Here is a 15,263-nt window from a genome sequence, read left to right on the forward strand (position 1 = left end):
ACAGAAATATGACAAATTTAATATTTATTGATCTGTATAAAAAAACGACAGCTTATAAAAAGGTTTTTATTCCTTACATAAGCTGCCGTTTATTCACTGCTTTTATGAGAAAAAGCGTTAGACCGTAAACATCATATGGCTGTAGAAACCAATCGCAATAAAGGTACTAGCGGCACTGAATACACATAACATTGGTGTTTTGATGAATGGGTAACGTTCAATGATCAACAGTAAACCTAGGAATGTTGGATACAGGCCAAATGCGTAACGTGGCATTGCGTTTAGATTTGAGGATAGTGGTAACACTAAACAAATAAACATAAACAGTGCTTCTGCGTAGTATTTACGTACAGCCAAGTAAATATTTAATACAAATGCCAGCAATGCAACGATGGCAAGATACAGCTTAGGACCACCAGTTTCAAAACCATACATGATCCAATGGAATGGATTGGTTAATTGGCGACCCCACGCAATTTGAATATGACCAAATGCCAGCGCATCACCAACATGGAAGTAGAGATAAGTCATGTAAGTGAAGAAGCCAAATGGAATAATCCAAATAGCGGCAATAACTTTTACTGCTGGTGTTTTTAGGCGCAAGAAGCTATTCACACCATAATGTTGAATTGCAATGATTAACACAGGGAAAACTAAAAATACCCCAAGGTTACGAGTGATGGCTGCCAGTAACCCCAGAATCGCTACCCATGCCCACTGTTGACGATAACTAAAGAGGAATACGCCTGTGACAAATACGATAAACAGTGGCTCGGTGTAACCTGCGGTTGAGTACACGGTATAGGGTGAAAAGCACAATAACCAAATCGCTGCGTATTGGGTGCTTGTGCTAAAACGTAATTGTTTTAATGCCATTAAGATCATTGGCAAGCTGATCAAAAATGCAAGGTTTGAGGCTATGACTAAACCAAGACGTGCATTATTAATTGGATTATCAAAAGAGAAAAACTTCGAAAAAATCCAACCAAGGAACGGCTGCAACGGCATGAATGCCCAGTTAGCGGCATTTTTCTGGCTTAGCCATTGAGGAACTAAGTCGTAACCATCTTGGATAATGCGATAAAACCATACACAGTCGAAACGGCAAATGGTTTGTAGCAAGGGCTGCTCAGCATAGTGACCCGATGCAAATTCAGTTACACCCCATAAACCTAAGCAATAGATAACAGTACGGCTAACAACCATTGCAAAAATGAGCATTAGCCATTCTTGCTTGCTGATCTTAATGGATGGCAAAGATATCGTATTCATTTAAACACCCAGAACTTAGCCAAAATAAACGTAATGATCGGCACACATAAGGTTGAAATAGTGACCGCAACCCAGCCTGAAAACATCGCACTTTTTAGCAGTGAGGCAAGGATAATGTTATTGATAAAAAAGCCCATTAGCGATACGGCTAGGAACTTTAAAAATGATCCTTTTTGTCCAAATGTAAAATGGCGATGACCAAAATAAGACACTAAAAAAGCAATACTGAATCCCACTACGTTGGCAGTGTATTCAGACGGATCTTGAATTTGGAAAAAATATAACCTAACAACGGATAAGTGTACGGCTGTTGCAAGTAAACCAATGATCGCAAAACGATTTAATTGCCAAAAATGTTTTAAGAATGACTCATTCATTGGTGACTTCTAACTCTTTTTCTATCGCTTTATTTACAACCGGATTTTGTTGAGATTTCTGGCTGTATTTACCATAAACGCCTTCGATTAAATAGATAGGGCGTTGTTTAAGCTCAGTATAAATACGACTAATGTACCCACCAATAATGCCAAGTGAAATTAACTGAATACCACCTAAGAACAATACCACCGAGATAGTTGAAGCATAACCTGGGGTATGCACACCAAAGAAAATGGTACTGATCAATACGTACATTAAGAACAAGAAGGATAAGAAAGATATCCCGAAACCAATGAATCCCCATACACGTAATGGCCAAGCGGTGAAGCTTGTGATGCCATCCATTGCGAAGTTCCATAGCTTCCAGTAGTTAAACTTGGTATCACCAACGTTACGTTCAGGGCGTTGAAAATCAACACCAATCGAACGGAAAGATGACCATGCTAATAGCCCTTTCATAAAGCGGTTACGTTCAGGTAATTGCTTCACTGCTTCAATCACGCAACGGTCAATTAAACGAAAGTCACCGACGTTTTCAGGCAAGGTTGTTTCTGCAGATAAGAAATTGAAGAAACGATAAAAACCGCCTGCAGTGACACGCTTGAGGAAGGTATCTTGTGAGCGATCAACACGAACGCCATATACGGTGTCGTATTCACCGGTTTGCCATAGGCGAAGAAATTCAAGGATCAATTCTGGTGGATCTTGCAAATCTACGTCTAAGATAACAGCGGCATCACCTTTCACGTAATTTAGACCAGCAGTCATAGCGGCTTCTTTGCCAAAATTACGAGCAAAGTTAATCAGAGAAATAGAATCATCTTCAGCAATCGCAGCTTCAATCACTGATTTGGTTTTGTCCTTGCTGCCATCGTTAATAAAAACAATATCGATATGAGATCGAATAGAGGCAAGTTTCTCGTTGATTTCGTTTATAAACGGAGTGATCGCAACTTCCTCGTTATAAACAGGGACGATCAGCGATAAATTATAATCAGGGTTCTTAAGGTTATTATTCATATTATGTACCTTAGTGGTTCACGACAGGAGCACTATCTTGTGAATGGGATGCTGTAATAGTTTGTTGAGCGAAAGCATCTTCTTGGTATGAAAAATCAATGTGTTTAATCGCGATAGGCGAAGGGGGATCAATAGTGAAATGCTGTAAAGCGTCGCCTGCCATTAATGCATTATAGGGAATAGATGCAACGAGAGTGTTTGCTTGCGTAGTCGGAGTCAAAACACCAGTCCATTGATTTAAATGAATATTCAAAGGTGTTGATAGTGGTGTTGAGACATTCACTGTTAAATGAATATTTTTTTGCTCAGCCTTTGGCAAGGTAAAGTAAAGACCGCCATTGCTGCTTAATAGACGTGCGTTATTATAGGCATCTTCTGCCCAACCAGCGCGAGATAAGTAAGGCACTCTAGTTGCCACATTAAGCGATGATGGGATGCTCAGGGTAAGCTTTGGCTGCTTCGGTTGCCAAAAAAGTGTCTGATTTTTAATGTAGTAAGCTTTGTAAGCAATACTGACATTAGGTGTTACTGCCTTATATAGTACCCATAGGTAATAGCACGATAGAATCGCTATTAAAGCAATAAGTGTAATTCGCAGCGTCTTTGATGAGCTCGCCTGATTACTGTCTGCTTTGATGGCATCATTAGCGATGTCAGTGGTCATAATATACCTTTAAATGGTGATGGAACTATTCAGTATCTCATTGATATAGAATTATATTTTATATAATCATTCTCAAATAGGATATGATTTTAGTTGTTAATATGCTTAATTGACAATAATTTGTCATTACGAGATAGCATGAGAAAGATGAATCTGAGCTGTATGGTGTTTAAGCGTTGACCAATTGTTTTCTTAGATTTGATACCATTACTTTTAAGTATTAGCTTTATTACAACTTTTGCTACAAAAATAGTATTAAAAATCAAATTGCTGTCGATAAGTACAGTGATTAAATACTCAGTTAAGGATCATTATGTTTACTGGTATCGTTCAAGGCACCGCTGAAGTGGTTTCTATTGATAAGAAAGAAAACTTCCAAACTCACATCATTCGTATGCCGAAGCATTTATTGTCTAATGTTGAGTTAGGTGCATCGATTGCACATAACGGTTGCTGTTTAACGGTGACGAATATTAATGACGATCTGCTGTCATTTGACTTGATGCAGGAAACACTCAACGTGACTAACCTTGGTTTATTAAAAGAAGGGGATGAAGTTAATGTTGAGCGAGCGGCAAAGTTTGGTGATGAAATCGGTGGTCACTCAATGTCTGGGCACATTATGTGTACAGCGATTGTTGCTGATGTGGTGACGTCAGAGAACAATCATCAAGTGTGGTTTAGCTTGCCCCAAGCGCAAATGAAGTATGTGTTTACCAAAGGGTATATTGGTATTGATGGTATTAGCCTAACGATAGGTGATGTGGTGGAGAACCGCTTCAACGTGAATTTGATCCCTGAAACTTTGCAGCGAACAAACCTTAAGCATCGTGCGATTGGTGATGTGATTAATATTGAGATTGATCCGCAAACTCAAGCGATTGTAGATACAGTAGAGCGAGTGCTTGCAGCAAGAGTATAGTGGTTGAATAAATCCACTAGATTGCTTATCGCATTAGTCTAGTGGATTTACGTTATACGTTTTCATCTTAAAAAATTTGCTCATCATCGGCATCGATAAATAAGTTGATGGTTTTATGTAGCTCATCAACCTGCATGTTGACATGAATAGGGTTACAGCATGCAGGGCAATCATCATAAAACTCTTGGCTACCCGCACTTGCATCAAGCGATATTTGGATCATGTGACCGCAATGGGGACAACTGACGTTTTGCTCTGAATAGTTTCTCATTTTGTACTCCTTCACCTTTTCATCTTGTCTGATACTCAGCTTATTTTCTTCTATACCTAGCATAGCAATAGATTGATAAATGTATTGATAGCTACGTCATGAGAATCATCTTTATTGAAAGAGAATACTTGAAGTGTTATTAAGCCCCGCATTGGGTGTGAGCGAAAGGCTGAAGTAAGCACAATAGGTATGGCATAAGCGCAGCCATAGCACTTATGCCATAAGTGAAGAGGGATTATTCGTCGAGTAAACCTAACTTAGCAATGATGTATTCAGCTTGCCCCATATATTCACCACCAAATAAAATGCAGTGATTAAGAATATGGTAAAGGTTATATAGCTCTTTTCGCTCTTGGTATTCTTCTGAAAGGGGATAGATAGCGTTATAGCCATCGTAAAAACTGTTAGGGAAACCACCGAATAATTCAGTCATTGCAATATCACATTCACGATCTCCCCAATATGTTGCAGGATCAAAAATAATAGGGCCTGAGACAGTTAAAGCGGTATTACCATGCCATAAGTCACCATGTAATAAAGAGGGTTTGGGCTGGTGGTTGACTAACCGTTTGATCACGTTACTGGTAATTGTATCGATACTGCCAAAAACAATCCCTTTCTCTTCACATAGCTGAAGTTGCCAAGCGATACGTTGTTCAGCAAAGAAACGACACCAACGACGATGCCAACGGTTTGGCTGTGGCGTAAGCCCGACATAGTTATCAAAATCAAAGCCATATTCAGCTTGTTCACCCCATAAATGAAGTTTGGCTAGTTGCTGACCTAAAAGATAACCCGCTTCGTCATCGATTTTTTTTATCGGTAGATAGTTTAAGGTGAGGAAAGATTTATCACGGCAAGTACCGACATGGATATATTGTGGCACTTGTACACAATTGGCTTCATTTAAGATGCGGAGGCTTTCTGTTTCAGTTTCAAAAACGACCAATTGCTCTTTGTCGTTGAGCTTTAAAAAGAACCGTTGTTCGCCATCACTGACGCAGTAACAATCGTTAACGTCACCGCCTTCAAGAGATTGCCTTTCAACGATCTTAAATGGTCGACCTAGTACATCTGACAGTTGGTGAGAAATGGCTTGCCACATAATCATCCTCCGCGCACTGAAACGTATGTATACAACTTGTCTATCAACATCTTAGACCATTTATAGGCTGAAGAAATGTGAACTCAGTGTAATTTGTAAACAATGACTGATAAAACAGTTAAATATAAAAGAAGAAAAAACAATAAAAACAGAGTATTAAAAATAAGTCAGCTGTAAAAAAGAGGTGATGAAAAATTGATTGAAAACAAGAATTGTATGTCATTGATAATGAATGAGATGACATAGCTGCGATTTATATAAAAATATATTACTCACATCTATAAAATATAGTTACAAAACAAAATATACGAATTCATAAAAATAGGAGTAATCTGACGTAAGAATTAATTTAAAAAGAGAAGTAAATATGAACTCGCAAACTATTCCTACTGAAATGACATTCTTTGAACGTTTTGAAACAGACATCCTATCAGGTAAAAAAACAATCACCATTCGTGATGAAGCAGAAAGTTACTATGTGCCTGGCACACAAGTAAAAGTATCAACTTTTGAAAATGGTCGTGAGTTCTGTACATTAGCAATTGATAGTGTTGAACCTATCTTATTTTCAGAGCTAAATGACTTCCATGCACAACAAGAAAATATGACGTTAGAACAACTCAAAGCGGTAATTCAAGATATATATCCAGGTATCGAAAAACTGTACGTGGTGAGTTACACATTAGTTGAGTAAATAATTGAGATTTATTTCAGTGGATTCTTTGCAATCCATTAATTGCGTTTGCTATAGTAGCGCGTCGTTTTTATTTCAGTATGTCGCTCTGTATTGCAGCATCGAAATTTAAACGTTTTTTATTCATCAAAGCTTTCAAGCTTTATACATTCAACATGTGCTACTTGGTATGTGGCACCACTGTTAAAGGACATTATTCATGCCTGTAATTACTCTTCCTGACGGTAGTCAACGTCAATTCGACGCGCCTGTATCAACTATGGACGTGGCACTTTCAATTGGTCCTGGTCTTGCAAAAGCAACGATCGCAGGGCGTGTTGATGGTGTACGCGTAGATGCATGTGATCTAATTGAAAACGACGCAAGCCTTGAAATCATCACTGCTAAAGATGAAGAAGATGGTTTAGAGATCGTACGTCACTCATGTGCTCACCTATTAGGCCACGCAATTAAGCAGCTTTACCCAGAAGCGAAAATGGCTATTGGTCCTACAATCGATAACGGTTTTTACTACGACATCGATTTAGAGCAATCACTAACTCAAGAAGATCTTGAAGTGATTGAAAAGCGCATGCTTGAGCTTGCTAAAACCAAATATCAGGTTGTTAAGAAAAAAGTAAGCTGGCAAGAAGCGCGTGATGCTTTTGAAGCTCGCGGCGAAACTTACAAAATCGAAATTCTTGATGAGAACGTAGCGCGTGATGACCGTCCAGGTCTTTACCACCACGAAGAATACATTGATATGTGTCGTGGTCCACACGTACCTCACATGGGTTTCTGTCAAAACTTTAAGCTATTAAGCGTTGCTGGTGCATACTGGCGTGGTAATAGCGACAACAAGATGCTGCAACGTATCTACGGTACTGCATTCCACGATAAGAAAGCATTAAAAGCACACCTTACTCGTTTAGAAGAAGCGGCTAAGCGTGACCACCGTAAGATTGGTAAGCAACTTGATCTGTTTCACATGCAGCAAGAAGCTCCGGGTATGGTGTTCTGGCATCACAATGGTTGGACTATCTTCCGTGAGCTAGAAGTATTCGTACGTGAAAAACTAAACGAGTACGATTACCAAGAAGTAAAAGGTCCTCTAATGATGGACCGCGTGCTTTGGGAACGTTCTGGTCACTGGGACAAGTATGCTGATGCAATGTTCACAACAAGTTCTGAGAACCGTGAATACGCAATCAAGCCAATGAACTGCCCAGGTCACGTACAGATCTTCAATCAAGGTCTAAAATCTTACCGTGATTTACCATTACGTATGGCTGAGTTCGGTTCATGTCACCGTAACGAGCCATCAGGTTCTCTACACGGCATCATGCGTGTACGTGGCTTTACTCAAGATGACGCGCACATTTTCTGTACAGAAGCTCAAGTACAACAAGAAGTTACATCTTGCATCGAAATGGTGTATGATACGTACAAGACATTCGGTTTTGACAACATTGTAGTTAAATTATCTACTCGTCCAGAAAAACGTGTAGGTTCTGATGCAATGTGGGATAAGGCTGAATCTGACCTAGTTACTGCTCTTGAATCAATGAACATTCCTTTTGAGATTCAAGAAGGCGAGGGTGCATTCTACGGTCCTAAGATCGAGTTCACTCTTCACGATTGTTTAGATCGTGCATGGCAATGTGGTACCGTTCAGCTAGACTTTGCTTTACCAGAGCGTTTAGGCGCAACTTATGTAGGTGAAGATAACGAACGTCATACTCCGGTTATGATTCACCGTGCAATTCTTGGCTCACTAGAGCGTTTCATCGGTATTCTGATTGAAGATTACGCAGGCTTCTTCCCAACATGGTTGGCGCCTCAGCAAGCTGTTGTAATGAATATTACTGACGCGCAGTCTGAATATGTACAAGAAATTGTAGAAAAACTGAAAAAATGCGGAATTAGAGTCAATGCGGACTTGAGAAATGAGAAGATTGGCTTTAAAATCCGCGAACATACTTTGAAGCGAGTACCATTCATGCTTGTTTGTGGTGACAAAGAAGTCGAAGCAGGCGTTGTAGCAGTTCGTACTCGCAAGGGTAAAGATTTGGGTAAATTTAAGATTGATGAGCTTGTTGCATTTATGCAAGAAGAGATTAGCAGTCGTAAGCTCAATATTGTGGAGGAATAAGGTATTAAAGGCGGAAAAAGAACCCAGGCACCAGTTAAGCAAAACGCGCATCGTCTAAATGAAGAAATTCGTGGCGTACGTGAAGTTCGCCTAACTGGCCTTGATGGCGAATCAGTTGGTATTGTTTCATTTGATGAAGCGATGGATGTTGCTCTTGAAGCTGGTGTGGATCTAGTTGAAATTAGCCCTAATGCCGAGCCACCAGTTTGTCGTGTGATGGACTATGGCAAGTACCTGTTCGAGAAGAGCAAGGCTGCTAAAGAGCAAAAGAAAAACCAGAAACAAATCCAGATCAAGGAAGTTAAATTCCGACCTGGTACAGACGAAGGCGACTATCAGGTAAAACTACGCAACCTGACTCGCTTTTTAGAAGAGGGCAACAAGGGTAAAGTAACGCTACGTTTCCGTGGTCGTGAAATGGCCCATCAAGGCATTGGTATTGAGCTTCTAAACCGTATTAAGTCTGATCTTGAAGATCTAGCCATCTGTGAGAGCTTTCCTAATCGTGTAGAAGGTCGCCAAATGACCATGATGCTTGCCCCTAAGAAGAAGTAATAAAGGCATTCAAGTAGCTAAAAGCGCTGCTTAGGCAGCGCTTTTTGTTCGCCCTATTACTGTGATTATTAACTATCAACAATGCGGAGTTATCATCTCATGCCAAAGATGAAAACAAATCGTGGCGCAGCTAAGCGCTTCAAAAAAACAGCTGGTGGCTTTAAGTTTAAGCACGCTACTAAGCGTCACATCCTGACTAAACGTACTACTAAGAACAAGCGTCAGCTTCGTCCAAATGCAATCCTTCCTAAGTGTGAAGTGGCTGCAGTTGCTCGTATGCTTCCGTTCGCTTAATCGTTTTTAGTTTTATATTTTATTATTTTAGTTAGGAGTCTCCTATGCCTCGCGTAAAACGTGGTGTACAAGCACGTGCACGTCACAAGAAAGTTCTTAAACAAGCTAAAGGTTACTACGGTGCACGTTCACGTGTTTACCGCGTAGCTTTCCAAGCTGTTACTAAAGCTGGTCAATACGCTTACCGTGACCGTCGTCAGAAGAAACGTACTTTCCGTCAACTATGGATTGCACGTATCAACGCTGCTGCACGTCAAAACGGTATGTCTTACAGCCGTCTAATCAACGGTCTGAAGAAAGCATCTATCGAAATCGATCGTAAGATCCTTGCAGATATCGCTGTATTCGACAAAGCTACTTTCACTGTTCTTGTGGAAAAGGCAAAAGCTGCACTGTAATTTTTCAGTTTAGTTTTTAAGTTAAAAGGAGAGCCTCGGCTCTCCTTTTTTCATATCTACGTATTATCATTTTCTATCTAACTTTTCTTTTCTGTTAATGGTATTAGATCAAGTGTCGGTATCGATATGATTGCTCTTTAATGTCAGTAATAGTTTTATCTCAACTTGCTTGAGTGTGACTAATTGCTGTATATCCATCGCAGCGTCATGCTTTAGCTTTTTTTGATAACTTTTAAGTGCGTGGCTTAACTCTAGAGCTAATGCTTCCATATTTTCAATGTCTTTGCTGCGTGTAGTCAGTGTCGTTTCTATTTGTAATAGCTGCTGTTTTTTCTTCCATTGTTGGCGTAGTGTTTGTTGGAAAGCTATTTCAGCAATTGATTGCGATGATGAAATCAAAGGAGAGTGGGGAGGTAGCTCGTTAATGCTATTTAATAGTTGTTCTTCGTGTTGTTGGATCTGTTGCTTAAGAGTATGAGCTCTCTTAAGCAACAGATTACGCTCTCCACGCTTGCTTTCTATTAGCGTATTTAAGCGTCGTTTATATTCACATAATTGATGTATTAATTGATGGTTCATGAATATATCTAATAATTAGTCATCAATATCGTTGAGTAATTTGGCTGTTTTCGCTTCTTCAATTTTATTGATTAAGCTATTTGATTCCGCTTCATCTCGTACGGCCTTACTTAGTGTGATTGTGGCACTGACTAAAAATAAGCTACAGATACTGTAATAGCCTTTGATGATTAAATCACCAGGTAGTTTGACTATGCTAATGATCATTGCAATGGCTGCAATAGCGAAAGTTGCTTTAGCATAAGTTAGCCAGTAGTTACCTTGCTTTTTCATCATAGTTTCCTCTTAAATAATAAAACAGTGTTCGATTATAATATTGGAGGTTTTTAGATAATGCAACGGTGTTTTTTATTTTATTTGGATATAAAAAAACCAGCACTTAGAAATGCTGGTTTTAAGAAAAGGGCAAATATTATGCCATTGCTCGGCGCTGTTTGTTTGCACGTGAACGTGTTTTAACAAGGAATGCAAGGAATGGAACAAGAAGAGCATTAAGGCCGATGAAGAACGCCAGGTTGATAATATTAAAGCCAGATGCTGTGCTGATAGGCATTGCATGTGCTAGGCCGTAATTACCAAGAGCAAGTAGCGCAGTACAAAGGATCATTGCAAAAGTTGAAATTTTTAGTAGAGCTGCAAATTCTTTATTTTTCATCAGAGACTTCCTAACTTTGATTTTGATCATAATTTTACACTGAAAAATGTAAATTTAAAACAGCTTTGGCAATTAATTTCATAATTATCAATAAAAGGAATAGTTAAAGCGATAGGTCAATAGACTATCGCTTTTTATTCATGAGTAAGAAAGATTACACAGTTTAATGATGCTGTAAGTAATGCAGCGTTTTAGTTTTCGTGTGTTGGAAACTAATCCATAAACAGATGAAAAAACCAACAAATATACTGTTAAAAGCGAGGTAGTAAAGAATATGGATATAATCCACGTGCATCTGACTTGTTAGTGGGTTTTTTATCATGATTGGCATACTTGAAAACATGCCCATATTTCCCATCAAGATCAGTGCGCCACAGAGTAGTAATGCGAATTTTAGAATAGATTGAAGTCCGGTAAAATCTTTTGTATCCATGAGTAAATCCTCCAAAAATATGTAATAAATTACTGCTAGGGGAGGTTTTTCGATAGATGAAAAAATGAGAAATAGGAATCCAGATCCAGCCTTCAATTCTTACTTAATTTGCGACCTAATTGATTGAAATCACCATTTTTTGCTGTGCAACTGATAAAGGCGTTTTTTTTTCGTCCAAACTTACGGTTTTATTGCGATTCAATTTGGATTTAGACGCCGCTTTCTTTAATATGTATCGTTACGCGATTTTATATCTCCCTTAAGGACGCCACCTGTGGGTGGATGAGGATACGATGCAACATCTAGACGAGATTATTGCCAACGCAACGGCAGCTATTGAGCAGGCTGATTCATTAGTCGCTCTGGACGAAGTCCGAGTTCAATTCCTAGGTAAGAAGGGTCACCTAACTCTTCAACTTCAAGCCCTAGGTAAATTACCACCAGAAGAACGTCGTACTGCTGGTCAAGAGATCAACAAAGCGAAGCAAGCGGTTCAAACACTGCTTGTAGAGCGTAAAGATGGCCTACAACGTGCAGAGCTTGAAGCTAAGCTTGCGGCTGAGACTATCGATGTTTCTCTTCCTGGTCGTCGTATTGAAAATGGTGGCTTACACCCAGTAACACGCACAATTGAGCGTATTGAAAGTTTCTTTGGTGAGCTTGGTTTTACTACTGAAGCTGGCCCTGAAATTGAAGATGCTTTCCACAATTTCGATGCGCTAAACATTGCTGAAGATCACCCAGCACGTACTGACCACGATACGTTCTTCTTCAACCCAGATCTAATGCTACGTACGCACACATCTGGTGTTCAGATCCGTACAATGGAAAATGGTCAACCACCATTCCGTTTCATTGCACCTGGTCGTGTATACCGTAATGACTACGATCAAACTCACACACCAATGTTCCACCAAGTGGAAGGTATGTTAGTTGATGAAAACGTAAACTTTGCGCAACTGAAAGGTATTCTTCACGATTTCCTATGTAACTTCTTTGAAGAAGAAGTTGAGGTGCGTTTCCGTCCTTCTTTCTTCCCATTCACTGAGCCTTCAGCTGAAGTTGACGTTAAAGGTAAGAACGGTAAGTGGTTAGAAGTACTAGGCTGTGGCATGGTACACCCTAATGTTCTACGTTCAGTTAACATCGATCCTGAGAAGTACTCAGGCTTTGCATTTGGTATGGGCGTTGAGCGTCTAACTATGCTTCGTTACGGCGTTAACGATTTACGTGCGTTCTTCGAGAACGACTTACGTTTCCTAAAACAGTTTAAGTAAGCACTAGGGGCTAGAAATCTATGAAATTCTCTGAATCTTGGCTACGCGAGTGGGTTAATCCTGCAGTAAACAGCGAAGAGCTAGCTCACCAGATCACAATGGCTGGTTTGGAAGTTGACGGCGTTGAAGCAGTTGCTGGTGAATTTACTGGCGTTAAAGTAGGTCAAGTAGTTGAGTGTGCACAACACCCAGACGCTGACAAACTACGCGTAACAAAAGTAGATGTAGGTGCTGAAGAGCTACTAGACATCGTTTGTGGTGCATCTAACTGTCGTCAAGGTATCAAGGTTGCTGTTGCAACGGTTGGTGCTGTGCTTCCTGGTGATTTTAAAATCAAGAAAGCAAAACTACGTGGTCAACCTTCTCACGGTATGCTTTGTTCTTTCACTGAGCTTGGTATCGACGTTGAATCTGACGGCATCATGGAGCTTGCAGAAGATGCAGTTCTAGGTACTGACTTCCGTGAATTCCTAGGTCTTGACGATGTTACTATCGACGTTGACCTAACTGCTAACCGTGCTGACTGTCTAAGCATTGCTGGTCTTGCTCGTGAAGTAGGTGTTCTAAACCGTGCTGAAGTGACTGAGCCTCAATTTGAGATCGTTGCGCCAACAGCGGCTGATACTATCGCTATCGATGTGAAAGCGCCTGCAGCATGTCCACGTTACCTTGGTCGTATTATTCGCAATGTAAACGTTCAAGCTGAAACGCCATTATGGATGCAAGAGAAGCTACGTCGTTGTGGTACGCGTTCAATCGATCCAATCGTAGATATCACTAACTACGTATTGCTTGAAATGGGTCAACCAATGCACGCATTCGATCTTGCTAAGATCGATGGCGGTATCGTTGTTCGTATGGCAGAGCAAGGCGAGAAACTGACTCTTCTTGACGGTAACGAAGCTGAACTAAACGACAACACTCTTGTGATTGCAGATAACAAGCAAGCACTAGCGATTGCTGGTATCTTTGGTGGTGAGTTCTCTGGTGTTAACTCTGAGACGAAAGACGTACTACTTGAGTGTGCATTCTTCGCACCAGATGCAATCCGTGGTCGTGCTCGTAGCTACGGTCTACACACGGATTCTTCACACCGCTTTGAGCGTGGTGTTGACGCAACACTACAAACTAAAGCGATGGAGCGTGCAACAGCACTTATCATTGAAATCTGTGGTGGTGAAGTTGCGCCAATCGTTGAAGCTGAATCAGAAGCTGATTTACCAAAAGCAGCAACAATTGAACTTCGTCGCACTAAGCTAGATCGTCTACTAGGTCACTCAATTGCTTCTGAAGAAGTGGTTGAAATCCTAACGCGTCTAGGTTGTGACGTTGAAACAACTGATGCTGGTTGGAAAGCCGTTGCACCTGCATGGCGTTTCGACATGGCAATTGAAGAAGACTTAGTGGAAGAAGTAGGCCGTATTTACGGTTACAACAACATCCCTAACCAATCGCCAGTTGCAGCTTTAAGCATGAACACGCACAAAGAAGCGAACCTTCCGCTTAAGCGTGTACGTGATCTGCTAGTTGATCGTGGTTACCAAGAAGCGATCACTTACAGCTTCGTTGAGCCAGAGCAACAAAAGCTAATCGTGCCTGAAATTGAGCCATTGATCCTGCCTTTCCCAATTTCTGCGGAAATGTCAGCAATGCGCCTAAGCCTATGGACTGGCCTACTAAATACAGTAGTGTTCAACCAGAAGCGTCAACAGCCACGTGTTCGTCTATTCGAAGCTGGTCTACGTTTCATCCCTGAAGAATCTGCGGAAAACGGCATGCGTCAAGAAATGATGCTTGCAGGTGTTATCGCAGGTAACCGCAGTGATGAGCACTGGGATATCGCAACTAACACGGTAGATTTCTTCGATCTTAAAGGTGATTTAGAAGCAATCCTTGAGCTAACAGCAAACGAAGCAGCGTTTAGCTTTAAAGCGGCTAAGCACCCAGCACTTCACCCTGGTCAATCAGCAGCAATCGTTGTTGATGGTAAAGAAGTAGGTTTCATCGGTACTGTACACCCAGAGCTAGAGCGTAAGTTTGGCTTAAACGGTCGTACTATCGTATTTGAAATCGAGTGGGCAGCAATCAACTCACGTATGCTTCCTGAAGCTGTTGCTGTGTCTAAGTTCCCTGCAAACCGTCGTGATATCGCCGTTGTTGTGAGCGAAGATGTTGCTGCGGGTGATGTCGTTGCTGCATGTCGTGCAAACGGTGGCGAGCTACTAACAGATGTTAACCTATTCGACGTTTACACAGGTAAAGGTGTTGAAGAAGGTAACAAGAGCCTTGCAATTGCACTGACTCTTCAATCTGCAGAGCGCACATTAGAAGAAGCAGACATTGCTTCAGCAGTAGAAGCAATTGTTGCTGCACTTGCTGAAAAGTTCGGTGCATCTCTACGTGACTAATCGAAAATGATGAAGGTTAATCGCGTTTGTTAAGTGATTTTTGACGTTTTTAACTCTTTGTTTTTAAAAAGCAGCCTATGTTGGCTGCTTTTTTTTTGATCTTTCTCCAAAAAAAATAACACTATGATAAATAGATGAATTTTTATTTTCTCCATGTTTTTATCGTATGTATCATTTGTAACTAATTGTTTTTGTTGGTAATTGTGT

Annotated in this window: 17 protein-coding genes; 8 read left to right on the forward strand and 9 right to left on the reverse strand. The window is 40.5% G+C overall.

All coding sequences use genetic code 11. The features are described from left to right. Positions 1–117 precede the first annotated feature (117 nt). Genes E5A76_RS01790 through E5A76_RS01805 form a run of 4 tightly spaced genes read right to left on the reverse strand, consistent with a single transcriptional unit; the run spans position 118 to position 3,334 of the window. Positions 118–1,272 (reverse strand): hypothetical protein, encoded by a 1,155-nt coding sequence (locus E5A76_RS01790; protein ID WP_161117932.1) that lies wholly within the window; start codon positions 1,270–1,272, stop codon positions 118–120. Next, complete coding sequence (locus E5A76_RS01795; protein WP_008986866.1) at positions 1,269–1,649, reverse strand: GtrA family protein; 381 nt, start codon at positions 1,647–1,649, stop codon at positions 1,269–1,271. Before E5A76_RS01795 ends, E5A76_RS01790 begins: the two co-directional genes overlap by 4 nt. Continuing rightward, positions 1,642–2,670: a glycosyltransferase family 2 protein gene (locus E5A76_RS01800; RefSeq protein ID WP_161117933.1), complete on the reverse strand. Its 1,029-nt coding sequence runs from the start codon at positions 2,668–2,670 to the stop codon at positions 1,642–1,644. The genes E5A76_RS01795 and E5A76_RS01800 overlap by 8 nt, the downstream gene beginning before the upstream one ends. A gap of 10 nt (positions 2,671–2,680) precedes the next feature. Continuing rightward, positions 2,681–3,334, reverse strand: a complete 654-nt coding sequence (locus E5A76_RS01805) for a riboflavin synthase subunit alpha (protein WP_161117934.1) — start codon at positions 3,332–3,334, stop codon at positions 2,681–2,683. A 313-nt stretch (positions 3,335–3,647) separates the two neighbouring features. Between E5A76_RS01805 and E5A76_RS01810 the strand changes: the two genes are divergently transcribed. Beyond that, positions 3,648–4,256 carry a riboflavin synthase subunit alpha gene (locus E5A76_RS01810; protein WP_161117935.1) on the forward strand — a complete coding sequence of 203 codons (609 nt, stop codon included), beginning with the start codon at positions 3,648–3,650 and terminating at the stop codon, positions 4,254–4,256. 67 nt (positions 4,257–4,323) lie between these two features. Here E5A76_RS01810 and E5A76_RS01815 read toward each other — a convergent pair whose 3' ends face one another. Together E5A76_RS01815 and E5A76_RS01820 are read right to left on the reverse strand one after the other, a co-directional pair. Continuing rightward, entirely contained in the window at positions 4,324–4,527 is a 204-nt protein-coding gene (locus tag E5A76_RS01815; RefSeq protein ID WP_042116864.1) for a CPXCG motif-containing cysteine-rich protein, read from the reverse strand. Between the two features lie 235 nt (positions 4,528–4,762). Next, positions 4,763–5,632, reverse strand: a complete 870-nt coding sequence (locus tag E5A76_RS01820; protein ID WP_053988197.1) for a fructosamine kinase family protein — start codon at positions 5,630–5,632, stop codon at positions 4,763–4,765. A 367-nt stretch (positions 5,633–5,999) separates the two neighbouring features. Here E5A76_RS01820 and yqfB point away from each other — a divergent pair, with 367 nt between their 5' ends. From yqfB to rplT, 5 genes are all read left to right on the forward strand, one after another. Then, positions 6,000–6,326, forward strand: a complete 327-nt coding sequence (gene yqfB / locus E5A76_RS01825; protein WP_053988196.1) for a N(4)-acetylcytidine aminohydrolase — start codon at positions 6,000–6,002, stop codon at positions 6,324–6,326. 199 nt (positions 6,327–6,525) lie between these two features. Beyond that, the gene (thrS, locus tag E5A76_RS01830; RefSeq protein ID WP_008986873.1) at positions 6,526–8,457 is read left to right on the forward strand and encodes a threonine--tRNA ligase; all 1,932 of its coding nucleotides are present in this window, start codon (positions 6,526–6,528) and stop codon (positions 8,455–8,457) included. Between the two features lie 3 nt (positions 8,458–8,460). Next, positions 8,461–9,012 carry a translation initiation factor IF-3 gene (gene infC, locus E5A76_RS01835; RefSeq protein WP_081001672.1) on the forward strand — a complete coding sequence of 184 codons (552 nt, stop codon included), beginning with the start codon at positions 8,461–8,463 and terminating at the stop codon, positions 9,010–9,012. A gap of 99 nt (positions 9,013–9,111) precedes the next feature. Further along, positions 9,112–9,306, forward strand: a complete 195-nt coding sequence (gene rpmI, locus E5A76_RS01840; RefSeq protein ID WP_005367387.1) for a 50S ribosomal protein L35 — start codon at positions 9,112–9,114, stop codon at positions 9,304–9,306. Between the two features lie 44 nt (positions 9,307–9,350). Beyond that, positions 9,351–9,704: a 50S ribosomal protein L20 gene (gene rplT, locus E5A76_RS01845; RefSeq protein ID WP_005367388.1), complete on the forward strand. Its 354-nt coding sequence runs from the start codon at positions 9,351–9,353 to the stop codon at positions 9,702–9,704. Positions 9,705–9,812: 108 nt separating this feature from the next. Here the strand turns inward: rplT and E5A76_RS01850 are convergent, their stop codons facing one another. The 3 genes from E5A76_RS01850 to E5A76_RS01860 form a co-directional block, all read right to left on the reverse strand. Next, entirely contained in the window at positions 9,813–10,196 is a 384-nt protein-coding gene (locus tag E5A76_RS01850; protein WP_161117936.1) for a hypothetical protein, read from the reverse strand. Between the two features lie 102 nt (positions 10,197–10,298). Next, positions 10,299–10,559 carry a YiaA/YiaB family inner membrane protein gene (locus E5A76_RS01855; RefSeq protein ID WP_237459221.1) on the reverse strand — a complete coding sequence of 87 codons (261 nt, stop codon included), beginning with the start codon at positions 10,557–10,559 and terminating at the stop codon, positions 10,299–10,301. Between the two features lie 136 nt (positions 10,560–10,695). Continuing rightward, the gene (locus E5A76_RS01860) at positions 10,696–10,938 is read right to left on the reverse strand and encodes a hypothetical protein (protein WP_053988192.1); all 243 of its coding nucleotides are present in this window, start codon (positions 10,936–10,938) and stop codon (positions 10,696–10,698) included. Positions 10,939–11,664: 726 nt separating this feature from the next. Here E5A76_RS01860 and pheS point away from each other — a divergent pair. Next, positions 11,665–12,648 carry a phenylalanine--tRNA ligase subunit alpha gene (gene pheS / locus E5A76_RS01865; RefSeq protein ID WP_005367402.1) on the forward strand — a complete coding sequence of 328 codons (984 nt, stop codon included), beginning with the start codon at positions 11,665–11,667 and terminating at the stop codon, positions 12,646–12,648. Positions 12,649–12,668: 20 nt separating this feature from the next. Continuing rightward, a complete protein-coding gene (pheT, locus tag E5A76_RS01870; RefSeq protein WP_161117937.1) occupies positions 12,669–15,056 on the forward strand; it encodes a phenylalanine--tRNA ligase subunit beta in 2,388 nt (795 codons plus the stop codon). Positions 15,057–15,263: the final 207 nt, after the last annotated feature.

Source organism: Photobacterium lucens, from assembly GCF_009873615.1.
Taxonomy (GTDB): Bacteria; Pseudomonadota; Gammaproteobacteria; order Enterobacterales; family Vibrionaceae; genus Photobacterium; species Photobacterium lucens.